Here is a 24,433-nt window from a genome sequence, read left to right as displayed (position 1 = left end):
CGAGTGTGTCAGTTTTCGTTTAAGTATTCGTATTAAGCATCGCGTGAACAATCAGTGGTGGCGACTTTCAGTCGCCAAGCTTTCAAACGGCGACTGAAAGTCGCCGCCACACGCGGAATGCGTTACCTGTAGATCACGCGGTCACGGGAACCGGCTGGGCTTTCTTCTTGGCTTCGAGTTCCAACAGCACGCGTTTGTAGTCGGTCGGCATGACTTTGACGCACTGCTTCAAGAACGTCGGCCAATCGGCCAACGCTTTCGCGGCGATATTGCTGGAGGTGTACTCGTGATGTCGTGAAATCATCGACTTGACGAACTCTTCGTCTTCACCCGGTTGGATCGTTTCCAATTCCACGGTGGCCAAATTGCAATTCAAATTGAAATCGCCCTTGCGATCCCAAATGTAGGCGATCCCGCCGGACATACCGGCGGCGAAGTTGCGACCTGTTTCACCTAAGACGACGACGCGTCCGCCGGTCATGTACTCGCATCCGTGGTCGCCGACGCCTTCGACGACTGCGTGAGCCCCGCTGTTGCGAACGCAGAAACGCTCGGCAGCTCGGCCGCTGAAGAACGCTTCACCGCTGGTCGCACCGTACAAACAAACGTTGCCGACGATGATGTTGTCTTCGGGAACAAAGGTTCGTTCACGAGGCGGGTAGACCAATATGCGTCCGCCCGATAAACCCTTGCCGACGTAATCATTGGCGTCGCCTTCGAGTTCGATCGTCACGCCGTGAGCGAGAAACGCGCCAAGACTTTGTCCAGCCGATCCGGTTAATTCGATGTGAATCGTGTCATCTGGCAAACCCTTTTGACCATGAACCTTGGCGATTTCGTGCGACACGATTGTGCCCACGGTTCGGTTGATGTTGATGATCGGCGAAATGATCCGAATCGGCTCGCCGGTATCGATCGCGTTGCGTGCTTCGCCGAGCAGTTTGGTCATGTCGAGCGACTTTTCGAGTCCGTGATCTTGAGCCCGTGAGCAAATCACACCGACCTCATCGTGAGCACGATTGGCCGGTTGCAATACCGGCGTCAGATCGAGTCCGTCGCTCTTCCAGTGACGAATCGCGTCGTCGGTCATCAACACGTCGCTGCGGCCGACCATTTCATCGATCGTCCGGAATCCCAATTTCGCCATCAAGCGTCGGGCTTCTTCGGCAACCATGAACAGGTAATTCACCACGTGCTCGGGCTTGCCCGTGAACATCTTACGTAGTTCAGGATCCTGGGTCGCGATGCCGACCGGACATGTATTAAGGTGACACTTTCGCATCATGATGCAACCGAGCGTGATCAGCGGCGCGGTCGAGAAGCCGAACTCTTCGGCTCCCAGTAATGCGGCAATCACGACGTCGCGTCCCGTTTTCAAACCACCGTCGGTTTGCAACACCACGCGGCTGCGCAAGTCATTGAGAACGAGCACTTGATGCGTTTCGGCGATCCCGAGTTCCCACGGCAAGCCGGCGTGCTTGATGCTCGTCAACGGCGAGGCACCGGTACCACCGGTATCACCGGAGATCAGGATGTGATCGGCATGCGCCTTGGCGACACCCGATGCGATCACACCGACGCCGACCTCGCTGACCAACTTCACGCTGACTCGAGCAGCCGGGTTGCTGTTCTTGAGATCATGGATCAGTTGAGCCAAATCCTCGATCGAATAGATGTCGTGGTGCGGTGGCGGGCTGATCAACCCGACGCCCGGTGTGCTGTATCGAATTCCGGCGATGTAATTGTCGACCTTCTTGCCGGGCAATTCGCCACCTTCACCGGGTTTGGCACCTTGCGAAACCTTGATTTGCAACTCATCGGCGTTGGTCAAGTATTCGATCGTGACGCCGAAACGTCCCGAAGCGACTTGCTTGATCGACGAGCGTTTGGAGTCACCGTTCGAAAGAGGTTGGAAACGAACGGGATCTTCCCCGCCCTCACCGGTGTTACTTTTGCCGCCTAATCGGTTCATCGCGATCGCGAGCGTCTCGTGCGACTCGGCGCTGATGCTGCCCAAGCTCATCGCGCCGGTGCAGAATCGCTTGACGATGTCTTGGGCACTTTGAACTTCGTCGAGCGGGATCGACGGGCCGGCAACGCCTTCCTTGAAACCGAGCAATCCACGCAGCGTGCAACGATTGCGATTGTCGGCATTGACCGTTTGAGCGAACTGCCAATACGCGTCTTCGTTGTTATTCCGAGCCGCCAACTGCAAACTCGTAATCGACTGAGGGCTCCAGGCGTGTTTCTCGCCTTCGGCTCGCCAGTGATACTCACCCAAGTTTGGCAGCGACGGCAATCCATCGTCCTTGCGATCTGGGAAGCCCAGTCGATGTCGACGCATTGTCTCTTCGGCGATGATGTCGAATGACACGCCTTGAATGCGACTCGCCGTGCCGACGAAGCATCGATTGATGATCTCGTCTTTCAGACCGAGTGCTTCGAAGATCTGTGCGCCTTTATAACTTTGCAACGTGCTGATGCCCATCTTGGCCATCACCTTGAGCATTCCCTTGGCGACACCCTTTCGGTAGGCATAAACGATCTTGTCGTCATCAAGTGACGGGCTCATCAGGCCATCACGGTGGGCTTGCCACAATGCTTCGAACGCGAGATAAGGGTTGATCGCATCAGCACCGTAACCGATCAGCAAACAATGGTGATGGACTTCGCGAGCTTCGCCGGTTTCGACGATCAAACCGACGCGGGTTCGTTTCGCCTGCGCAACCAGGTGGTGGTGAACCGCGCCGGTCGCCAACAACATGCTGACCGGGACGCGGTCATGCGAGACTTCGCGATCCGACAAGACAACCAATTCGATCCCCGCATCGCAGGCCGCTTCGGCCTCGGCACAGATTCGGTCGAGCGTCTTTTGAATTCCGTCTTTGCCCTCCGCTCGATCGAAAGTGATGTCGATCACGCAGCTGTCCCATCCCTGGTGATGGATGTGTTTTAGCGCGGCGATTTCTTCGTTCGTCAGAATCGGATGATCAACGAGCAAACGATGGCAATGCTGCTCGGTCGCCGCGAGCAGGTTTTGCTCCGGACCGATGTAGCATTCCAACGACATGATCACCTCTTCGCGAATCGAATCGATCGCCGGGTTGGTAACCTGAGCGAAGAGTTGTTTGAAATAGTCATAGATCATCCGAGGCTTGTCCGACAAACAAGCCAGTGCCGAGTCGTTACCCATCGAACCGACCGGGTCGCGAAGTTGCTCGACGAGCGGGCGCAACATAAAATTCATCGTTTCGGCGGTGTAGCCGAACGCTTGCATGCGGTTGAGCAGCGTCTCACCGTCGAACCCGTGGCCTTCCATTTCCGGATGCAGGTCGGCGAGTCGGATGCGTTGTTTCTTCAGCCAATCGCCGTAAGGTTTGCGGCGGGCGAACTCGCTCTTGAGTTCTTCGTCGGGGATCAAGCGACCTTGTTCGAAGTCGATCAGGAACATTTTGCCTGGTTGCAGTCGACCTTTCTCGCGAACGATCGACGGATCGACCGGCAACACGCCAACTTCGCTCGCCATGATCACCCGATCATCGTGGGTGATGTAATAACGACTCGGACGTAAACCGTTTCGGTCGAGGGTCGCGCCGATGTAATGCCCGTCGGTGAAAACGATGGACGCCGGGCCGTCCCAAGGCTCCATCAAGCAACTGAAGTACTCGTAGAATGCACGTTTTTCCTCGGGCATCGTTTGGTGTTTTTGCCACGCTTCGGGCACCATCATCATGATGGCTTCCTGCAACGTTCGGCCGTTCATCAGTAGAAACTCGAGCACGTTGTCGAACGTTCCCGAATCGCTCAAATGCGGTTCGATGACCGGGAACAACTTTTGCAATTCTTCGCCGTAAATTTCCGACTCGGCCATGCCTTCGCGAGCCCGCATCCAGTTACGGTTACCGCGGAGTGTGTTGATCTCACCGTTGTGACTCATGAAACGCAGCGGCTGAGCCCGGTCCCAGCTCGGGAACGTGTTCGTCGAGAAACGACTGTGAACCATCGCCAAGTGCGTTTCGAAATCTTCGTCGCGCAAATCAGGGAAGTACGGCATCACCTGTGCCGGCGTTAACATGCCTTTGTAAATGATGACCTTCGTCGACAGCGAGCAAACGTAAAACACGAGTGCTTGTTCGAGCGTATCGCTGCCGCGGAGCTGGTGGCTGGCTTGCTTGCGAATCAAGTAAAGCTGTCGCTCGAACTCCTCTTCGGTTAAACCATCCGCTGCACCGACGAACAGCTGTTCGATCACCGGCTCACTGTTACGAGCGGTCGGTCCGACGTCGGCGGCATCGGTTTCCTGCGGCACGTCACGCCAACCGATCAAGGTTTGGCCGGTTTCGGCGATCAAACGTTCCATCGTGTCCTTGCAGATCTTCCGCTCCGCATCATCAGGCGGCAAAAAGATCAAACCGGCGGCAAACTTACCCGCTTCGGGCAAATCCACGCCCAAGTCGGCCTTGGCCACCTTGCGAAGGAACTTATGCGGCAGACCGCACATGATGCCCGATCCGTCGCCCGTGTTGGGTTCGCAACCACAGGCGCCACGGTGGTCCATGTTCTGCAGAATCGTATCGGCGTCGATGACGATCTGGTGGCTCGGGGCACCTTTGATGTGAGCGACGAATCCGACACCGCAAGCGTCTTTCTCCATCGTCGGATCGTACAGACCTTGAGCCGGCGGTAGGTGGTAAAGGGGTTTCTTTGTCATCGTTTTGGGACGCTTGAGTGAAGAGTTATGAGTCGTTCAAATGACAACCGAGACCGCTCGGCTGTTCGATTCGCTGCGTTGGCGGTCCGCCCTGGCCGCCTCGGATTTGGTTCGGAGTTCAACCTCCATTTCTCGACCCAACAGCAGTGAGCCGAACTCGACCGCCGCGCGGCTGAGTTTTCCACGCTTCCGAAAGATGATGCCCAAGGGCCGCACCATCTGTATGTCTCGACACGAGACGACTTTCAGCGTTCCGGTCGCTGTTTCGCGACGAACCGCCGATTCGGGAACCATCCCGATTCCACGATGGGCTTGGATCGCGCGGACCATCGAGTCCGCGTTGTCAAACTCCATCGAAGTCACAACCGAAATTCCGGCTGCCTTTAAACACTGGTCGATCGCTTGTCGCAAAACCAACCCGCGTTCGAACCCGACCATTTCGATGCCTTGCAACCGAGACGCTGGGATTTCTGTCTCGCCGGCAAGCGGATGGTCCGACGAACAAACCAATCGCATCGGTTCGGTTAACCAAGGAATCGCTCCGAGCGACTTCGTCGCCCGGGGAAAGCTTACCAGACCGAAGTCGACCGCGTTGTCGAGAACCAACTCGACGACACGCTGACTCGATCCGAACTCCGTCCGGACGCGGACTTCCGGATGGCTTTTTTCAAATGCCGCCGTCGCCTCAGGCATGTAACTCAGCCCGACCGAGTAGACCGCTCCGATCGTGACGGTTCCCGAGAGCTGTTGCCCATGATGGTGAACTTGTTCTTCTAGTTCCCGGTATTGTCGGACGATCTCTCGGGCACCGCGAAGGTAGATCTGCCCGGCTTTGGTCAACGCGAGCGGCCGCTTGGAGCGGTCAATCAGGATGGTTTCGAGAGTTTCTTCCAGATGCCCGATCGATTGACTGACCGCACTTTGAGTCACGCCCGCAGCCGCGGCGGCTTTGGAAAAGCTCCGCTGGTCGGCGACATGACAGAAAAATTCGAGGGTGCGGAACTGCAAACAAACACCTGGAGAACGCAGTATTACAGAAATTGATAATCTGATTAGCCATCCTTAGCGTCTCTAATGGCGGAAAGGTTAGCTGGTGGACCAGCGTGGGTCAAGGCAGACCGGGGTAAAAGCATCAACGGACACCGGAGGGATTCCACCGGCACCGAGTTGGCTGATCTAGGGCGACCAATCTTCCTTATCGTCGAGTGAGCACTAACGGGCTGTTGATTTAGTTTGCTTCGTAACCCGAAGTGTGGCGGCGTGTTAATTGAGTGCACGTTTGGGCGATTTCGTTTAACGGCAAGCCGCAGGCGGCTGCGTTTTCAAACTCTGTCGCCTACGGCTTGCCGTTAAACGATTCAATCAACAGACCGGCTAGCCCGGGGCTCCGAAATGGTGGCTTATCTGCTGATAAGCCCGCGGTGAGCGCCGTCGGCTCACTCAATCAACAGCCCCCTATTGGTCTGGGGCAACTAAAAGTTAGGGGTATGGATCTTGTTAAAGATCCTGTAGCGGTAGGATCTTTAACTACAGCCAACCCTAATCATTAGCTGTTACACATCACTGGTCTTGTGGACGCGAAACTCGCCGAGTGTCTCGGCCCGGACCACCAAATGCCGAAGGTTTTGGCGACTTTCGCTACGGCCCAGCCCAGAGATGGAACCTTGACGGCGCGTGAAAGGCCCGCCGCGATGATTATGGTCTGGATCAGCGAGCCGAGTTTCATCCCCCGTGACGCCGGGTTAGAATTTTGGAATCGAACGGGTGAGTCGCCCGCCACCCCCGCTTCTTGAACCTCTCTGACATGGTCGTCGGCCCGAACGTATGAAAGTCCGTGACAGTGGGATGCCTGAGGAAGCGTACTGGGAAACGTTGTTTGACCCCGTCCAAGCGATCTCGGGATTTCCTTTCATTGCGAATTCCACGGCCTCCGATCGCCTGCTTGAATTGGGGTGCGGCTATGGGACCTTCACCGTTGAGCTCGCCAAACGGTTTCGAGGCCGTCTCGATACCTTTGACATTGATCCAAGTATGGTCCAACGAACGACGGATCGATTGTCCGATGCGGGGCTGAAAAACGCATTCGTCTATCAGGGAAACTTTGTCGCCGCCGATTTGCCCGACCACTGCCGCGATTATGGCGTCGTTGTCCTCTTTCACATCATGCATCTGGAAAACCCCGAAGACTTGCTCCGGCGAGTCCTATCTCGTGTTCGCCCCGGAGGCATGCTGGCGTTCTTGCATTGGCGACCCGATCAAATCACGCCGCGTGGACCTGATATGGAAATACGCCCAACCCTTGCGGACTACCAAAGGTGGAGCGAGCAGTTTCACCTGACACCACCGATCGAAGCGGAGTTGCTCGATTGCCCTCATCATTTTGCCGTGTACTGCCAAACGTCGGAGCCGACATGAACCTTCCCGTTCGACCGCTTGTTTCGAGTCTCTCATTGACTGCTGCGTTGACGCTTCTGACGTGTTTGGCGGATGCGAACGTTTCAGCGGAAGAATTTATTGACGCGAACTACTCTTCGCCACCAAACCAACGGCCTCACCTGGTGCTGGACGCGAAGGGGTTTTCCGGTGTGATCGACCGCGTCGCTCTGAGTGACGACGGTCAGTGGCTCGCCGGAGTCGCCGATAAAACGGTTCGCATATGGAATCTCGAAACCGGCCAGATGCACGCCGCCCTACGTGGTTACCAAGAACCCGACGGTTTCCACATCGGGTACATCGACTCACTCACGTTCGCCCCCGATAACCAACACCTGATCGTGGGCGTCTCAGACAACAGCCAATTCGGATCGACGCGTGTTTATGACCTCAAACAACCGGACAAGATCAAGCAACTGATCGCCGGGCATACCGGTTGCACCCGTGGCGTCACGTTTTCGAAATCAGGGCAATGGTTGGCCACGTGGGGATGCGACGGGAACATCGTGTTCTACCGGCGAAGAGGCAGCAACGGCGACTGGCAGATCGAATTCAAAGTCGGTTGGGGCCGAACATTTCGGGGTAAAGAACTGCGAGTTCCAAAAGACCTATTTGCGTTCACGCCCGATGAACAGCATCTCGTGTTCAACTTCGTGGACAGTTCACTGGACGTTGTCTCGATCAGCCAGCGCCGAGCCATTCCGACGCTAAGCCAGATCCCCCAGTCGATTCGATCGCTAGATAATCGTCACAAAGACAATCGCGGACCGTTCGGGGATTGGTCCTCGTATCGGCACGTCCTCACGCTCGATCCACCGGCGAGCGAACTGGATCCGCATCTGGTATTGATCGGCAGCGGCGTCAAGAAAAAATTCTTTGCCGCTTCGTTCGATCGCAACGGTGATGACATCGCGATTCATGAGCACCCCTATGATACGACCGCGATCGCTTGGAATCAAAAATGCAACAAGGTCGCCAGTGCCGACTCGCTCGGCGAGATCCACGTTTGGGACCCCAAGACCGGACGTCTATTGCATCCGATCGTCCGCCCGGTGACGCAGTCGTTGTGGAACGTTCGCTGGTCGTCCGATGGTCAAAAGCTGCTCTTCAGTGACAACAACTATCCCGAGGGACGTTGGAACTTCAATCGATACGCGGGTGTCGAGCAACAGTTGGACTTGACCAATTTTCAAGTCACCAAGTTATCCGATCGTGAGATGGCGGCGGTGGAAGACCATCCGATTCGCCCGACCGGTCAACACGATCGTTTGGGCGAGATCGAGCTGATGATTTTGAAGATGCCTGAGAAATTCGAGTCGCAAACGTCCAACGAGTGGTTGCTCTACGCCCGCGAGTTGGCTGATGAGTCCCGGTTTTATATTCTCGATCCTTGGCTAGACCCTCAGGTTTCGTCTCAGTTCCGAAACTTGCGGGTACGAGTTCCGAAACGGAAGTTTGGCAATCCGACCTGCATGAGGTTTTTCGATCCGGCCGGTGAAGTCGGTGGTAACGTGTGTTTGCTTGGTACCGATACGGGCAAGCTCATCGAAGCGACGATCGAGATCCTTCCGAATCGTCGTGTTGCGCTGCGTATCACGAAAGAGTTCATGGGGCATACGGCAAAGATCACCAGTTTGGATATTTCACCGGATCGCCAAAAATTGGTCAGCAGTTCGCTCGATGGCACACTGCGGATTTGGCCATTGCGACAAGCTCGCGTTCTGGGGGACATTGATTTCGCCACCGACGGGACGCGCGTCAGCGAGGTTCCTCCGGCTAGTCTGGGGTACGCGTCGGGTATCCGGCAAGATGACACACTCTTGCGGTTCGACGATGGATCGTTTTACGAACGCATCCGCAAAATCCAGTCGGGTCAGTACAAGCCGGGGCAATCCGTACGTGTCGAGTTGCTGCGAGGTGCCGACTTGCTTCCTTCGCAACGCTCGAGGTTTACCGTCAACGTCCGATTGGCCGAAGCGCCCGACATGGTTCTGCCCCTGGCCAGTTCTTTGTTAACGCGAGACGGTGAGCGTGTCTTCTGGACGCCTGACGGGTATTACGAATCTTCGAGTCAAGGCGGACAATTCGTCGGCTGGCACATCAACAACGCCCGGCACGAAACGGCGCAGTTCTACCCCATCGAACAATTCCAAGAACAGTACTACCAACCCAAGGCGGTGCGATATGCGATTCGAAACAGTGACACGGCATCGGGTCTCGAGCAAGTTGCCGATGAAGTCGTTGGTTTCGAGGCTCCTGATCCTTTAGCCGAAGCCACCCGAAGCGAATTGACTCAGCGTTTACCGCCCAAGATCGACATTCTGTCTCCGGTGCCGAATTTCGTCAGCGACGACCCTAAGCTGACCGTTGTTTCACGCGTGCGTGGGTCGGCCGAATCGACGTTCAGCCAAGTGCGATACCGAGTCGACGGGCATGCGGTTCCCGGTCGCCCACGTCAAACATCTCGCCGTGTGACTACCGAAGGTGTTGAGGTTTGGTACGAACAATCGATCGACTTGCCCGCAGGTGATCATCAGATCGAGTTGTCATTGAACAGTTCCAACCAAACCCGCGGAAGCCAAACGGTTCGCTGCACGATTCGTGGAGGGGCCCCGACGGAAGTTCAGCGAGGTCGCTTGTTCTTGCTCGCGATCGGTATATCGGAATACGCGAACCAGGACTTCCGACTCGGTTTCGCGCAATCGGATGCCGAAGCGTTCGCGGACGGATGGAAGAACCTCAATGGGTCGGTCTATTCTGAAACGATTCAAAAGGTCTTGACCAATGAGACCGCGACCAGTCAGGCGATCCGAGAAGAAGGCTTTGCTTGGCTGCTTTCGCAATCGATTCAACCGAGTGATACGGTGATCGTGTATTTGGCAGGACATGGTTTGTTTGACGATTACGATGAATGGTATTTTGCCGGTCACGAACTCGATCTGGATCGCTTGATCTCGACGGCCATTTCCGACGCCGAGCTGGATTCGTTCTTAAGCAAGATCCCGACCAACACGATTCTGTTCACCGACACGTGTCATGCCGGCGGTTTTGTCAGTGACACGCGGGTTCGGTCGCATCCACAAAGCGGCACGGACATTTGGCGCGGTCGGGGACATGTGGTGTTCGCATCGTGTTTAGCCGAGGAAAGCAGTTTTGAATCTCCGAGTTGGAACCACGGTGCGTTCACGATGGCGATTCTTGAGTTTCTCACGTCGCCGCAAGCCGACTACAACGACGACGGCGAATTGACGTTCAACGAGATGGTTCTTTTCGTGCAAACGCATGTACGTAAGATTACGGGGAAAGCCCAAAACCCGACCATCGAAATGCCTTCGAGCGTCAGCAACATCCGTTTCACCGGATCGGCTCCCTGATGTCTGACTCGCCCACTTCCGACACGCCTTCAATCAGATCGCCTGAAGCCTCCGTCAATCCGTATCAAGTCGGCGAGTCATCCACGTCCGTTGATTTGAACACGGGAACACTTGACGACGCCGCCAGCCGCGTCAGTTTTCGCTTGTCCAAGGGCGTCCTCCGCCACGCGATCGATCATCTGTTGTTGCACCAACATCCGCTGCGGCTGTCGATCGGGTCTTTGCTAATGATCTTCGCCAGCGGAGCGGCGATCTTTTGGGCGGCCTCCCAGAACGTGGTGGTGTTCGTCGTCACGCTTGTCTTCACGATGGTGCTATCGTCACTGATCTATACCTCGCTGATTTATCGATCCAAATCCATCATGAGGAATCGTGTGCGAGAGCTCGGTTTGGTTCAAGACTCGGTCTGCGTCGTCGAGATCGAAGACGAACGATTCGTCATGACGACGTCCAACGGGCAGCATCGCTGGAATGCCGCCGACGTGAAGGTCTACCGAACACCATTCGGGATCGTCCTTTGTCCTGAACCGATGACGCCCATTTATGTGCCCCGCCGGAACAACTCACCGGCCCAAGCGATGAAGACCCTACGCCGAAAGTTTTCCGAAGCTCAAACCGACCGCGATTCGATTTGATATCGAAAGTTTGCCAAAACATCTGAAACTGCCCGAGTGCTTCGTCAAAATATAAAATTAAGGTTACTAAAGTGAGCCGACGGCGCTACCGGCGTGTTGATTTAATCGTAACCCGAAGCGTGAGCGAGGGATTCATCACCATTAAGTCCTTTGTATGTATCCCTCGCTCACGCTTCGGGTTTCGATGAGGACTAAATCAACAGCCCGCTAGCCGCGGGCATTGCTCGACGCCCGACGCCAGCGCGTTCGGCTCACACTAAAATTAAATTTTGACGAAGCACTTGCTTCTGAATTCAATCTCGGAGTATCAACAGGCAATTCGGCAGCCTATCGATGATCCGCAGGAGGCAATTCATGTCCAAGGCTTACGAAGGATCGGACGAAGTCGACGAATTCAAACCGAACAGGAGAGGGATCAAACGCCCGCCCGTTGCCATGGTTGCGGGCGCCGTGTTTGCGATCCTCAGCGTCGCGATCTTGACTTCAGGAGCGATCCTTGAAGGAACCGGCGTGCTCATTGTCGGTATCGGGTGCGCGTGCATCGGAATCGATCCGACACGACGTGAACGTCGCTCAGGGCGATGATCAATTCCCCCCAGCATTGTCTAGTGTTCCGTGAAAATTTAGCATCGCGTGTCAAGCAATACCTGCGGCTTGCGGGCTGTTGATTTAGTCGTATACCGAATGACAGGAATTAGCCGATGGGTGTTTGCCTGGGCCGCTAAAAGGTTGGTATTGACACGAACTTTCCAAGATTTGTTTTTGTTCCGCATGCCAGCTTGGCTCCGACCTCAAACGAATGTCGGGGCAGTCTTTCACGGCCAAAGGCCCGGCAGTTTACCTAGCCCAGCCCGCAGGGCTGGGTTGAATGTGCGAGCGATCCATGTAGGGCCGAAGGTCCGGTCGTTTGCTAGTGACGTGAACAAACGGCCGGACCGTTGGTCCTACCCAGTAACGTGCCATCGATCACCCAGCCCTTCGGACTGGGCTAGGCAAACGGATGGGCCGTTGGCCCGAAAACCGCAATGACTTCCGCTCGATTCGCCGAACGGCGTGGTACCAAACTTGCGCAACCCGAAGTCGCCGCAACTCCAACTTTTTAGCAGGCCAGCGTTAGCCTGGGGCTGTTCAAAATTCGGTGTTGACTCGTTGTCTTTCCTTTTTCTCCCAGCAGTTTCTTGTCCACCTGTCACCTCTCCCGAACGCAGTTTGGGGGAGGTCGAGCGACGACGTTCAGGAGTCCGCGAGGGAGGGGGCACCAGCGTTGTTTGGTTGGATCGGCTTGGTTTGCCCTGGGGATGCCCCCTCCCGGATCTTGCTTCGCTCGATCCGACCTCCCCCAGCTTCGCTGGGAGAGGTGACAGGAAGTTGCGGAGAACGAAAATATCGCAATACCAAATTTTGAACAGGCCAGCGTTAGCCCCGGTTAACGGCCGCGGAAACCGCCGCTAACGCGGTACGGCTAATTAAATCAACAGCCCGCTTGCGCTGTCGGCTCACTTCACTAACGCTGGTTTTTTATTTTGACAAAACACTAAGGTCCACGTACCGTGCGGATGTTGACCTTGCCGGCTTCGAGTTCCTGCAGCCTGCGTTGTCGATACTTATGCGAGATTTTGATCGCCTCAGCTCGGTCGCTTTCATCGTAATTCCAAAACGCTTGGATCACCTCTTCGCATTTTTGGAAATGCGAACCGTCGTCGCCGACTCGCTCACGGGCTTTGATCAAACGCTCTTTGAGTTCAGCGACCAAGACTTGAGATGCCGGATCATCGTAGAGGTTGATGGTCTCGGACGGGTCGTTGATCAAGTCGTAAAGTTCCCAACCTGGTGGAGTTCGATAGCCACCGTCGTAGTTGCATCCGTAGTAATAGATCAGTTTGTGTGTCTTGGTACGGATTCCTAAGTGCGCGGGATTGTCGTGATGGGCCATGTGCATCCAATATCGGTAATAGGCCTCCTGCTTCCAGTCTTTCGGTTCGACTCCGGTTTCGAGAAGGGTTTGGAAAGAGCGACCTTGGACCGACGCTGGGATTTTCGCTCCGGCGAATGTCAACATCGTCGGACCGTAGTCGACGTTCTCGACGATCGTGTTGAAACGTTGTCCCGCGGGTACCGACGGCGGATAACGAACCAACAGCGGCATCCGCTGAGATTCCTCGTACATCCAACGTTTGTCTTGGTAATCGTGCTCGCCGAGCATGAAACCTTGGTCGCCGGTGTAAACGATCACGGTGTTATCGAGTTGACCGGTTGTTTCGAGGTGATCGAACAAACGCCCGAGATTGTCGTCGATGCCTTTGACGCAGCGTAAGAACTTCTTGAGGTAAGCATTGTAGGCCAACCTTGTGTTTTGTTCGTCTGTGAAGTCGGCGGGATCAAAGTTCGGCGGAAATTCTTTGGGATAAAGTTTCGGCAACTCAGCTAAATAAGAACGTCTTGGGTTCCGGGACCCGATCGATGTACCGATATGGGGTAGCAATTCGTCGTCGGCCCCACGGGTGGCGATCGAACCGAAACGTGGGTCGCGTTTCCACAGTGTCTCGGGCTCGGGAATCGAAACGTCCGCGAGATAGCTTTCATAACGCGCCGCATTATCAAAGTAATCGTGGGGCGCTTTGTAGTGGTGCATCAGGAAGAATGGCTGGTCTTGATTCCAACCCGTCTTGAGCCAATCGAGCGTGATGTCTGTAATCGCGTCGGTCGAATGCTTGCCGGGAAACTGAATCGTGTTCTTGCCCCACGGCTGATCACCACGGACCAAAAACTCCGGGTCATGGTACTGGCCTTGGCCGGGCAAAACGCAGTAATAGTCGAAATCGGCAGGCTCGGCTTTAAGGTGCCATTTCCCGACCATGGCGGTGTGATAGCCGGCCTTCTTCATCTCGATCGCCAACATTTGGTCGCCCGGTTGGACCGCACCATTCAAATCGAACGAACCGTTGACGTGATTGTATTGGCCGGTCAGCACACAAGCCCGTGACGGCGAGCATATCGAATTCGTGCAAAACGCATTGGCGAACAACGCGCCTTCGTTGGCAAGCCGATCGATGTTCGGCGTCGGGGCGATCGATGCCAAACGTCCCCCGTAGGCGGAGATCGCGTGGGCCGCATGATCGTCGGACATGATAAAGAGAATGTTCGGACGATCGGCACCGCTTAAAACGCCAGCGGGCACACTCGCCAACATGCCGAAAAAACACTGGAATAGAATCAGATGAAATGGAAGACGATTCATAGACAGGTTCTCATTGATTTGGCAAAACCGGCACACGTTGGCTCGCGACGAGATGTTTTGGTGGTATTCCAAAAATCCGTTTAAAAGCTCGCGAGAACTGAAACGCATCCGAGAAACCGAGTTGAAGGGCCACTTGTTTTACCAACATCTGGTCTTCGACGAGCAGTTCAGCGGCACGATTCATCTTTTTGCGAAGCAGGTACTGGTAGGCTCCCGTTCCAGCGAACCGGCGAAACAATCGGGACAGATGGATCGGAGTCAAGTCGCACTGTTGGGCAAGTTCTTCGATCGTGTTGATCGCTAAATAGTTCGATTCGATATGATCGCGAACTCGCTCGTAGGTCGCAAACGCGCGTGGAACCGTCGGGCTCTCTTCCAGGCATCCCACACGGACCTTCACCAAAATAAGTCGAACGATCTGTTCGCAGATTTCACCGGCGGTGTCACCATTACCATGGGCCTCGCGGTCGAGCATTTCAAATAGCTCCGATAGTTCGTGATAATGCGGAACTCGTAACGGGTGTGAGTTCAGCAGGCCGGCTTCGCCGAGCATCTTTTCGGCATCGAAACCAGCAATGTCGACGTAGTACTTCCGCATCCGCTGCGATGGTTTGTTGACGATTCGGTGGGGTGTCTTGGGGCCGTAAGCGAACAACATCCCAGGCGAGAGTTGGAAAGAATGGTCGTCGAGTGTCAATTCACCGTGGCCCTCGACAACTAACTCAAGGCCGAAAAAGGCGAACCGGTCACGCTCGACCACGTAATCCGGCCGCATCCGTTCCACCCCGCCACAAACAACGCAAAGCGGATCCGATGGCGATGGATTCAGGTTCAGGTAGTACCGACGGGCCTCGGTTACTTGCCTGGAAACGAACTCTGGTTCTTGGTCGGCGATGAGCTGGCTCGTCACTGGAATTCACTCCCTTTGCAAAATAACGGAATCCCGTTAGGTTAATAATCGACATGACAGCGTAGCGTCATTTCTTACTTCCCCAAAGGCGTAAACTCCTTTTCGGATAGGCTCTTACTGAAAAAAGACATGCTCAATATCGAAAAATTCACCTTCGGTGTCGGTGATCGTTTCGCCCATCAGGCGGGCGCCCAGTTGACCGCTTTCGAACAACTCGCCGCCGACGGTGTGGACGTGACGCCGGTTTGGAACAAATCCAACCGAGAACATACATTTGTCGGTTCGAGTCCGCCTAGCGTTCATGCCGCCGCGAAAGCCGCCGTCGATCAGCGTGGTTGGCATAAGCCATGGCACGTTGATGCTGATCATATCCAGCTCAGGACGGTCGATCCGTTTTTGCCTTGCAGCGATTTTTTTACAATCGACGTGGCTGATTCGATCGGCAAACCGGCCAGTCCTGAGGAAGTGACCGCGTTCGTTGATCGCCACCCCGAACTCATCGGGACATTGCATCTCGATGGTCTTTCCGCTCCCTTGGCGGTATCTCGTGATGAGGTCATTGCGGTCGCCAATCAATACCTATTAGCGGTTAAGGAGGCCGGCGAGATCTATCGTTACATCGCCGGCGTCAAAGGCGCTGACAATGTGATTGCGGAAATCTCAATGGATGAGACCGACGCGCCGCAAACGCCGCCGGAATTGCTCATTATCTTGGCCGCGATCGCGGACGAGCAAGTGCCGGTACAAACCATTGCACCGAAGTTTACCGGACGATTCAACAAGGGCGTCGATTATGTCGGCGACTTGAAACAATTCGAACGTGAGTTTTCCGACGATGTGGCGGTGATCGCGCATGCGATCAAGGCTTACGGTTTGCCCGAAACGTTGAAGCTCAGCGTCCATAGCGGCAGCGACAAGTTCAGTTTGTATCCGATTATCTATGAATGCTTGAATCGAACCGGTGCCGGATTGCATTTGAAGACGGCTGGAACGACCTGGCTCGAAGAAATCATTGGTTTGTCCGAAGCCGGCGGCGATGGATTGGCGCTTGCCAAGGAAATTTACGCCTACGCTTTGGAACATGTCGACGAATTTTGTGCTCCCTACGCCAGCGTGATCGACATCGACCGTTCGCGATTACCGGATGCCTCGACCGTTGAGTCGATGTCGGGGCCGGAACTCGCCGCTGTGGTTCGTCACGACCAAAACGATGAGCACTTCAATCCACACGTGCGGCAATTATTGCACGTGTCGTTCAAAGTCGCTGCCAAGCATGGTGAACGCTATACGGATCTGCTCAAAGCGAACGCGGAGATTGTCGGACGCGAAGTCACCAAGAATCTTTATGAGCGGCACTTGAGGCCCTTGTTCCTTGGCCAGTCCAACCCGGCACTATCGTCGGCGCGTGCTTGTTCGGCGGAATCAACGGGAGGGCAATCGCAATGAAAGCCCTTCAAATCGACGAACCGAAATCTTGGAAACAAATCGAGATTCCCGAACCATCTCCGCCGCGTGAAGGCGAGGCTCTCGTGCGGATTCACCGCGTGGGTGTCTGCGGGACTGACCTGGGCGGCTACCTCGGCAAGTTCCCGTTCTTTTCCTACCCCCGAATCCCGGGGCACGAACTCGGGGTGGAAGTCTTGGCCGTTGGGCCGGACGTGACAAACGTCGTGGTCGGCGACAAGTGCAGCGTCGAACCCTACATCAATTGTCAAAAGTGTTACTCGTGCCAGCGAGGATTGACGAATTGCTGCGAACATCACCAAACGCTCGGCGTCATGTGCGACGGAGGCCTGACCGAACGAATGATCTTGCCGGCTCGCAAACTTCACCCGGCCAACGAACTCACTTATGAGCAATCGGCACTTGTCGAAACCTTGGCGATCGGATGCCATGCGGTCGACCGCGCAAAAGTGCATGCCAGCGATACGGTGCTCATCCTTGGGGCGGGACCGATCGGGTTGTCGGTGCTGGAGTTTGTTCGCATTGCGGGTGCTCGCACGATTGTGGCCGACCTGAGCGAAAAACGACTGTCGTTTGTTACCGATGAAATGGGCGTCCGCGACACGCTGACGATTACGGGTGGACCCGACGATATCGAGCGTCTCGAAGGCTTGACCGACGGGCGGCGGGCAGACGTGGTGATCGATGCTACGGGAAACCACTTGAGCATGGCGAGGTCGATGCAGATGGCTGCTTTCGGCGGACGCGTCGTTTTCGTCGGAATCACGCAGTCAAATCTGGACTTCCCCCACGCGCCCTTCATGCACCGACGGGAACTAACCTTATTGGCCAGTCGCAATGCCCTTTCGAGTGACTTCACACGCATCATTCGCCTAATCGAGTCGGGAGCGATCGATACCGGTCCTTGGATCACCCATCACGCCAACTTCGACGAAGTACCGACCGTGTTTCCCACTTGGATCGACCCAAATAGTGGCGTAATCAAGGCGATCATTCATGTTGTCTAAAGATCGCTCTTGTGCAAGTTGATCGACCGGAGTCGTTCACTTCGTCATATTCGACTTGTCGCGGAGACCTTAGATGCCATTCGTCCAGGCTTTTCCCATGTAAAGACAAGGGTTACGATGAAGCCTTTGCCCTGCGTTTATTCCGCTGGAACGGTCCCCGCCCTGACGAATGCTTGAACCAAAAACGCTGACCGAAGAAGAACGCGAGATCTATCAATGGCAGATGTGGGTGCCCGACTTCGGAGCAACCGGACAAGAGAGATTGAAAGCGTCTTCGGTCATGGTCTCGAGGGTCGGGGGCGTCGGCAGCGTCGTTGCGTATGAGCTCGCTGCCGCAGGTGTCGGCAAACTCATCTTGGCGCACGCTGGCAATGTCAAACCAAGCGATCTGAATCGACAACTCTTGATCACTCACGATTGGATCGGGAAGCCTCGGATCGAGTCGATTCGGCGGCGTCTTTTGGAACTGAATCCGCGACTGGAGATCGTTGCCGTCGGGCAAAACGTGAATGAAACCAATGCCGCCGACCTGGTTGCCCAGTGTGATGTCGTGGTCGATTGCGCTCCGTTGTTTGCCGAGCGTTTCGCAATGAACGAGCAGGCCGTCCGCCAAAACAAACCTATGGTCGAATGTGCGATGCACGAACTTGAAGCTCATTTGACAACAATTGTTCCCGGTCGAACGGCGTGCTTGCGATGTTTGACGCCGGAACAACCACCGTCCTGGACGCGTGAGTTTCCTGTGTTCGGTGCGGTTTCGGGAACGGTGGCCTGCATGGCTGCCATGGAAACCATCAAAACCATCGCCGGCATCGGAAACCCATTGCACAACCGGATGCTTCGCATGGACCTTCGCGACATGAGTTTTCATTCCTTGAAGATTAAACGCCGCCCGGATTGTCCGTGTTGTGGTCATCTTCCCCTTTCTGCTTCTGCCGCTCGCCCAATAACTTTTTGACATGTATGTAATCATTCCTACCGTGATGCGGTCACATACCGGCGGCTTAAGCCGGGTTTGCGTTCAAGGCGAATCGGTCGATGACGTTTTGAAGCAACTTGTGAAACAACACCCCGACTTGCAGCATCATTTGTTCGATAGCGAAGGCCGGTTGGTGTCGTTTGTGAACGTGTTCGTCAACGATGAAAACATTCGCGACTTGGATCAAGGGAATACCAAACTAAGCGATACCGATGACGTGTTGTTGGTGCCCGCCATCGCGGGAGGCTGAATTGATGGCCGAATCAGGACGTCTGAGTTCGGAAGAGTCACTCCGCTACGCACGGCATTTGACATTGCCCCAGGTTGGCATCGACGGTCAAGCCAGACTGAAGGCGTCATCGGCTCTGATTATCGGGACTGGCGGACTCGGGTCTCCGGTGGCTTTGTACCTCGCCGCCGCCGGAGTCGGCCGAATAGGTGTTGTTGATTTCGACCGCGTGGAAGCATCCAACTTGCAGCGTCAAATCATTCACGGCACCAGCGACATCGGACGCACCAAAGTGGCCTCGGCGGCTGAGTCGATTGCCGAAGTGAATCCCTTCGTCGAAGTGGAGTGTTTCGATGAAGCACTGGATAGCCAGAATGCCATGTCGATCGCGTCGCGGTTCGATGTGATCGTCGATGGCACCGATAATTTTGCCACGCGTTATTTAGTCAATGATGTTTGCGTGCTATTGAAGAAACCAAACTGCTATGGTTCGATCTACCAGTTTGAAGGCCAAGCATCGGTATTCGCGTTCGACGGCGGCCCTTGTTATCGCTGCCTCTATCCTCAGCCACCCGCGCCGGGGGCGGTCCCCAACTGTGCCGAAGGAGGCGTGATGGGGGTTCTGCCTGGAATGATCGGGACGGTCCAGGCAACCGAAGCAATCAAGATCCTGCTCGGCCTTGGCGTGAACCTTTCCGGACGTTTGTTGTTGATCGATGCGCTCGAGATGAAGTTTCGCGAGCTGAAAGTGAAACGAAACCCAAACTGCCCCGTCTGCGGCGATCATCCGACGATTACGGCCCCGATCGATTATGCTCAGTTTTGCGGGATGCCACCGAGTGGTGTTGTTTCATGCGATAGGAACGTGACGCCGGAAGAGTTACAGCGACGGCGATCGCAGGGCGATTCGTTCACGCTATTGGACGTTCGTGAACCGCACGAATATGCGATTTGTCATTTAGGCGGCACGTTGATTCCACTTGCGGAGTTGCCAGCTCGCTTGGATGAATTGGATCGATCCCGACCGGTGATCGTGCACTGCAAATCAGGTGGACGCAGCCTCAAGGCCGTCGACATCCTTCGTCAGGCCGGGTTTGAGGATGTATTCAATCTACAAGGTGGAATCTTGGCCTGGGCGAAAGATGTCGACCCGTCCATGCCGACCTATTGATCGTCCGCAACGGTCGTCCTGGATTGGACTTGTCCCTGATCCAGAACCAGCCGAACGTCCGCTAGCGTTTCGGCCTCTTCGGTGTTGTGAGTGACGTGCAGCGTTGTCACTCCGGTGGATTGCTTAACCCGCTTGAGCAGATCCTGCATGTCCGCGCGCGTCGAATCGTCCAGTGCACTGAGTGGTTCGTCCAGTAACAATACCGAGGGCCGAAACGACAATGCCCTTCCCAGCGAAACACGTTGGGACTCGCCACCGCTAAGCGAGTCGACCTGTCGCGGCAGCAACGCCGTGATCCCCAAGACCTCGGCCAGTTCGACCACACGTGAATGAATCAGGACGCGACTTGTCTTTCGAAGTCGCAACGCAAACGCCAAATGCTCGGCCACCGTCAATGTCGGGAAGAGCACCAGATCCTGAGGCACGTAGCCGATCTGTCGATCACCCGGTGGCCATCGTGTCACGTCACGACCGGCAATCAGAACGCTGCCGGAGGTGATCGTTCGCAATCCACAAATGGCTTCTAAAATCGTCGTCTTGCCTCGGCCGGTACTTCCCATCAAGACGGCATAACGCCCTGAGGGAACTTCCAACGAGATGTTGTTCAAGGTGAATTCACCGGCACGAATCGTTACGTCGCGAAGCTCGATCATGCGTTGAGCCCCGTGCCGAGCATTCGCAACAACAGCAACACAACGACCGCCATCGCAACCATCAACAACGACACCGCGACGGCCGCATCAAGCTGACCGACACTCAGTTCTAGGAACACTGTCGTCGACAAGACTTCGGTCTTCATCCGCGTCGCGCCGGCGAAGACCAAAATGGGGCCAAACTCACCGAGCGCCCGAGCCCACGCGATGGTGGCTGCCGCAATCATTCCTCGCCAAGATTGAGGCAACGCGACTAGCGTAAATGCTTGAGCACGGGAGCACCCGAGCGTCCGAGCGACGTCTTCGGCGCGTGGATCGATTTGATCAAACGTCACCCGCATCGTGCGTACGGCAAACGCGCACGCAACCGAAAACTGAGCCAACACGATCGCTGGCCACTGGTACGTGACTGGGAAGCCGACCCGATCACGCAGCCATGTTTCCAATTCAAAGCCGCCGATGGAAAGGTGAAACAGGATCAGCAAGCTCAACCCCAACACCAGGGGAGGCAAGACGATCGGAATATCAACCAGAGTATCGATCAACCAGCGCCCAGGAAATCGGTAACGCGAAAGCAGATATGCGAGCGGAGTGGCTACCCAAACCGACAAAATCGCGGCCGCAGTGCAAGTCAGCATGGTCAACCGAATGGCGGCCAAGATTTCAGGTTTGCTGATTGCTTCACGGAAATCGGACACCGACGTGAACATCACATCCGCGATCAGCAGTAACACGATCAAAACGACGAACAACCCGGATAGCCCGCTCATCACGAGAAAGAACGGTACGTCGCTGCGTGTCCGGACCGTTCTTACGACCGGATCCAAATCGTGGACGCTCATTCCGCTTGATCGACCTGCCAGCGAAAGCCTTCGGCGGCAAATGCCTCTTGCGACGGCATTGATCGAATTCGCTCAAACAAACGTCCGGCTAGATTCGGATACCGAGAGTCTTTGGAGACCGCCCAAGGCTGTGTCGCGACGCTGCATTCGATCCCACGGATCTGCACCGCATCAAGGAACTCGGACGCGCCTGCGGCGTTGCTCAGGTAAGCGACGGCGGCGTCGAGCGAACCGGTTTGCAATTGATTGACGAGCATGTCTCCGGTGGGAGTTTGCACGGTGACGTTCGGCATGATCTCGGTCTGCACGCCGCCTTCGCGAAACGTGTTCTGAGTGATCCATCCCATCGCGCATTGTTTCTCGTGGCCGATCCCGACTCTTAATCCTTCACGTGCCAAGTCCTTCAGCGATGCGATGTTTTTCGGATTGCCCTTGGGAACCAAGATCACCAGTTCGTTCTGCGAAACCGGAATCGGATGGGGAAACAGATCGTGGACCTGATTCATGAACTCATTGTCGCAAGCAAAGTATGCGTCGGGATGTTGTCCGGCTTTCATTTGCGCGACCAAGATACCACAACCGTTGTAGACTCGATTAACGATCACGCCCTCACGCTGTTCGAACTCGGTGATCGTTTCATCGATCGCCGGACGCAGCATGGATCCGGCAAAAATTGACAACTCCGGGCGATCACTCCAAGCATCGCCACCGGACGTTCGAAAGCCATGCTTTTCGTATTGCTTAAGACCGCGATCAGGTGACGAAACATAACGTGCAAAATGCAGCGCGGCGGTTGGTTGTTTGGTCGACGCGATCACTCCGATCGCCACTCGAGACGAAGCGGCGAGTAGCTCGGGAAGTTCGATGTAGTTCAAATCCGGATACGTGTGTAACACGGCGTCGTAAACAATTCCCGCATCGGCGGCCCCGACGGCCAAGTCGCTGGCAACCTCCGTTACGGTAGCCCGATACGCGATGGCGGCTTGTTCCAATGGGCTCCAGCGATCCTCGGCGTCCAACACTTGACGAACGACCTTACCGACCGCCGCTGTTTCTGGGTTGGCCAAGACAAGCCGCACGTCGTCTCTCAACAAATCGTCGAATGATTCGATCGATTTCGGATTGCCTTTGCGAATCGCGACGACCGCTTGCATAAGCGAGATCGGTACTGTTTCCGCGATGAGCGACTTTTCGCGACCGATGGCGAGAAAACTGTCATCAGCAGGCAAGAACAGGTCGCCAACCCCAGTCACTTCGATCGACGAAATCAAAGTCTGAGACGGTCCATATTGAATCTCGATGGGCGTTTCGTACTCACGTTCGTATTGCTCACGGATCGCTTCCATGACCGCCCGGTTGCTGGCCGCACAGTACACCATCAGAGGTTGGCGGTTCAAGGAGGCACCTCCCGACGATGAAAATTCCGCTGGATTGCGACCGGATCCACCGCCACCGATCAGCGCGGCAAAGGTAACTGCGAGTAGAATCAACGACCCAATCATGAGGAGCACGGTGCGATTCATAACAGCGTTCCTTTAGCGGCCCGGTGGAATGGTCAGCAAAACCGGTTCACGATTTTTGCCTTCTTCCGACGTGCGATCGGGAGGACGATTCTCTTCGTCACCAAACAACGCGGTATCCCAGTCGGCACTGATCAATAAATCAAAGCCAGGGTTTTGTTCCTTCACTTGGCAGGAACAGGCACCGCTGAGAAACAAAGTCAAATCCTCCATCAATGCTGCCGAAAAATCGCCCGCCGGGATCACTTCGAGGGCGCGTCCGCGACCGAATACAGGTACCAGCAGTGGCTCACCGTCTAGAAAAGCTTGCCGTCGAATTCCGGTCAACAAACTCGTCAAGAACGATTCGGCCGGATCGTCGTGGGCGATTTCAAGCAAACTGAATCGCACGACCAGAGGGATGTCAGCGTAGAGTTCCGAACCGGGCAATCCGATGCCTTCGGGCAACCGAATCGTTTGCTCTAAATGCGTGAAAGAGTTTTCTAGCAATTTTTTTGCGGCCTGTGTTCGCTCTGCATCAGGCGAAGTGACCATTACCCATACCACACTGTGCCCGGCCATCAATCGCTTGGCTAACTCAGCGCGGGCGGGAGATTCAAGCAGATCCCTGCTCGAGGATTCGGACAGCGTCTGATGCCAGTGATTCACAATCTGTGATCGACCGATCGTGGTCCGAGCCAACAGGTAGGGAAGCGTCGGCTGTTTGTTCCCATTGAGATCTTTCCATAAGTCGCGGTGTTCAGCCGACATCGCGCCCGAGGTATCCACGTGTACCAAACTGGCATTCGCACCCGAGCGGTCTAGATCGTTTTGAAGTCGTCGCATCCTCGCCGCATCGGATGTCGATACCTCTTCGTCGTGGAAAACAATGATCTCGCACGCGTCCGGTTGCCAACGTTCCAACGCGTATCGAAATACGGGAATGTTGCAAGCCGTGGCAACCGTCCCGATCATCGCGACCACTAATGTCAGAGGAATTCTCATCAAGCCGAGGTTTTCAAGTTGAGATATTGGTGAAATACGACGCGCGGATAGAGTCACCGCATGATCCTGCAGACTCTACGTTTGGCTTGATTGTAATGGATGGAATCTTAGAACGTGTTTTAAAAAGGGGTCTGACCCTCTCCGGCGAGGCCAAAAACCCAATGAAATCGACTCGCCTCCAAAGGGTCAGACCCCTTTTTAAAACACGTTCTTAGTTTAGGACCTAAATCCGATTCACCCTGCGGTGTCAGACTTCGAATTGAACGCCGACTACCGCGAAACC

The 24,433-nt window shown here is 55.3% G+C and carries 17 protein-coding genes; 9 read left to right on the top strand and 8 right to left on the bottom strand.

Annotation, left to right across the window (positions count from 1 at the left end; translation table 11 throughout):
* Positions 1-133: 133 nt before the first annotated feature.
* Complete coding sequence (gltB, locus tag Pla100_RS22410; RefSeq protein WP_146580335.1) at positions 134-4,711, bottom strand: glutamate synthase large subunit; 4,578 nt, start codon at positions 4,709-4,711, stop codon at positions 134-136.
* A 36-nt stretch (positions 4,712-4,747) separates the two neighbouring features.
* The gene (locus tag Pla100_RS22405) at positions 4,748-5,719 is read right to left on the bottom strand and encodes a LysR family transcriptional regulator (protein ID WP_146580333.1); all 972 of its coding nucleotides are present in this window, start codon (positions 5,717-5,719) and stop codon (positions 4,748-4,750) included.
* An 816-nt stretch (positions 5,720-6,535) separates the two neighbouring features.
* On the opposite strand from Pla100_RS22405, the gene Pla100_RS22400 reads away from it, so the two are divergent.
* The 4 genes from Pla100_RS22400 to Pla100_RS22385 all read left to right on the top strand — a co-directional run bounded on the left by Pla100_RS22400 (position 6,536) and on the right by Pla100_RS22385 (position 11,738).
* The gene (locus Pla100_RS22400; RefSeq protein WP_146580331.1) at positions 6,536-7,126 is read left to right on the top strand and encodes a class I SAM-dependent methyltransferase; all 591 of its coding nucleotides are present in this window, start codon (positions 6,536-6,538) and stop codon (positions 7,124-7,126) included.
* Positions 7,123-10,518, top strand: coding sequence for a caspase family protein (locus Pla100_RS22395; RefSeq protein WP_146580329.1), 3,396 nt, complete (start codon positions 7,123-7,125; stop codon positions 10,516-10,518). The genes Pla100_RS22400 and Pla100_RS22395 overlap by 4 nt, the downstream gene beginning before the upstream one ends.
* Positions 10,518-11,153 (top strand): hypothetical protein, encoded by a 636-nt coding sequence (locus tag Pla100_RS22390; RefSeq protein ID WP_146580327.1) that lies wholly within the window; start codon positions 10,518-10,520, stop codon positions 11,151-11,153. Before Pla100_RS22395 ends, Pla100_RS22390 begins: the two co-directional genes overlap by 1 nt.
* Before the next feature lie 354 nt (positions 11,154-11,507).
* A complete protein-coding gene (locus Pla100_RS22385) occupies positions 11,508-11,738 on the top strand; it encodes a tripartite tricarboxylate transporter permease (RefSeq protein WP_146580325.1) in 231 nt (76 codons plus the stop codon).
* A gap of 949 nt (positions 11,739-12,687) precedes the next feature.
* On the opposite strand, the gene Pla100_RS22375 is transcribed toward Pla100_RS22385, so the two are convergent.
* Both Pla100_RS22375 and Pla100_RS22370 read right to left on the bottom strand, forming a co-directional pair.
* The gene (locus Pla100_RS22375) at positions 12,688-14,391 is read right to left on the bottom strand and encodes a sulfatase family protein (RefSeq protein ID WP_231603374.1); all 1,704 of its coding nucleotides are present in this window, start codon (positions 14,389-14,391) and stop codon (positions 12,688-12,690) included.
* Between the two features lie 10 nt (positions 14,392-14,401).
* A complete protein-coding gene (locus tag Pla100_RS22370) occupies positions 14,402-15,301 on the bottom strand; it encodes a helix-turn-helix transcriptional regulator (protein WP_231603372.1) in 900 nt (299 codons plus the stop codon).
* Between the two features lie 129 nt (positions 15,302-15,430).
* Here Pla100_RS22370 and Pla100_RS22365 point away from each other — a divergent pair, with 129 nt between their 5' ends.
* The 5 genes from Pla100_RS22365 to moeB all read left to right on the top strand — a co-directional run bounded on the left by Pla100_RS22365 (position 15,431) and on the right by moeB (position 20,151).
* Entirely contained in the window at positions 15,431-16,747 is a 1,317-nt protein-coding gene (locus Pla100_RS22365; protein ID WP_146580321.1) for a tagaturonate epimerase family protein, read from the top strand.
* Entirely contained in the window at positions 16,744-17,772 is a 1,029-nt protein-coding gene (locus Pla100_RS22360) for a zinc-binding alcohol dehydrogenase family protein (RefSeq protein WP_146580319.1), read from the top strand. Before Pla100_RS22365 ends, Pla100_RS22360 begins: the two co-directional genes overlap by 4 nt.
* 169 nt (positions 17,773-17,941) lie before the next feature.
* Complete coding sequence (locus Pla100_RS22355; protein WP_146580317.1) at positions 17,942-18,730, top strand: HesA/MoeB/ThiF family protein; 789 nt, start codon at positions 17,942-17,944, stop codon at positions 18,728-18,730.
* Between the two features lies 1 nt (position 18,731).
* The gene (locus Pla100_RS22350) at positions 18,732-19,001 is read left to right on the top strand and encodes a MoaD/ThiS family protein (protein ID WP_146580315.1); all 270 of its coding nucleotides are present in this window, start codon (positions 18,732-18,734) and stop codon (positions 18,999-19,001) included.
* 4 nt (positions 19,002-19,005) lie between these two features.
* Positions 19,006-20,151, top strand: coding sequence for a molybdopterin-synthase adenylyltransferase MoeB (moeB, locus tag Pla100_RS22345; RefSeq protein ID WP_146580313.1), 1,146 nt, complete (start codon positions 19,006-19,008; stop codon positions 20,149-20,151).
* Here the strand turns inward: moeB and Pla100_RS22340 are convergent.
* Genes Pla100_RS22340 through Pla100_RS22325 form a run of 4 tightly spaced genes read right to left on the bottom strand, consistent with a single transcriptional unit; the run spans position 20,145 to position 24,150 of the window.
* The gene (locus Pla100_RS22340; RefSeq protein WP_146580311.1) at positions 20,145-20,804 is read right to left on the bottom strand and encodes an ABC transporter ATP-binding protein; all 660 of its coding nucleotides are present in this window, start codon (positions 20,802-20,804) and stop codon (positions 20,145-20,147) included. The genes moeB and Pla100_RS22340 overlap by 7 nt on opposite strands.
* Positions 20,801-21,646 (bottom strand): ABC transporter permease, encoded by an 846-nt coding sequence (locus Pla100_RS22335; protein ID WP_197168151.1) that lies wholly within the window; start codon positions 21,644-21,646, stop codon positions 20,801-20,803. Before Pla100_RS22335 ends, Pla100_RS22340 begins: the two co-directional genes overlap by 4 nt.
* Positions 21,643-23,169 carry a molybdate ABC transporter substrate-binding protein gene (gene modA, locus Pla100_RS22330; RefSeq protein ID WP_146580309.1) on the bottom strand — a complete coding sequence of 509 codons (1,527 nt, stop codon included), beginning with the start codon at positions 23,167-23,169 and terminating at the stop codon, positions 21,643-21,645. Before modA ends, Pla100_RS22335 begins: the two co-directional genes overlap by 4 nt.
* Positions 23,170-23,181: 12 nt before the next feature.
* Positions 23,182-24,150 carry a hypothetical protein gene (locus Pla100_RS22325; protein WP_146580307.1) on the bottom strand — a complete coding sequence of 323 codons (969 nt, stop codon included), beginning with the start codon at positions 24,148-24,150 and terminating at the stop codon, positions 23,182-23,184.
* Positions 24,151-24,433: the final 283 nt, after the last annotated feature.

This window comes from Neorhodopirellula pilleata, from assembly GCF_007859915.1.
In the GTDB taxonomy this organism is placed as follows: Bacteria; Planctomycetota; Planctomycetia; order Pirellulales; family Pirellulaceae; genus Rhodopirellula; species Rhodopirellula pilleata.
This window is presented reverse-complemented; position numbering and strand designations above follow the sequence as displayed.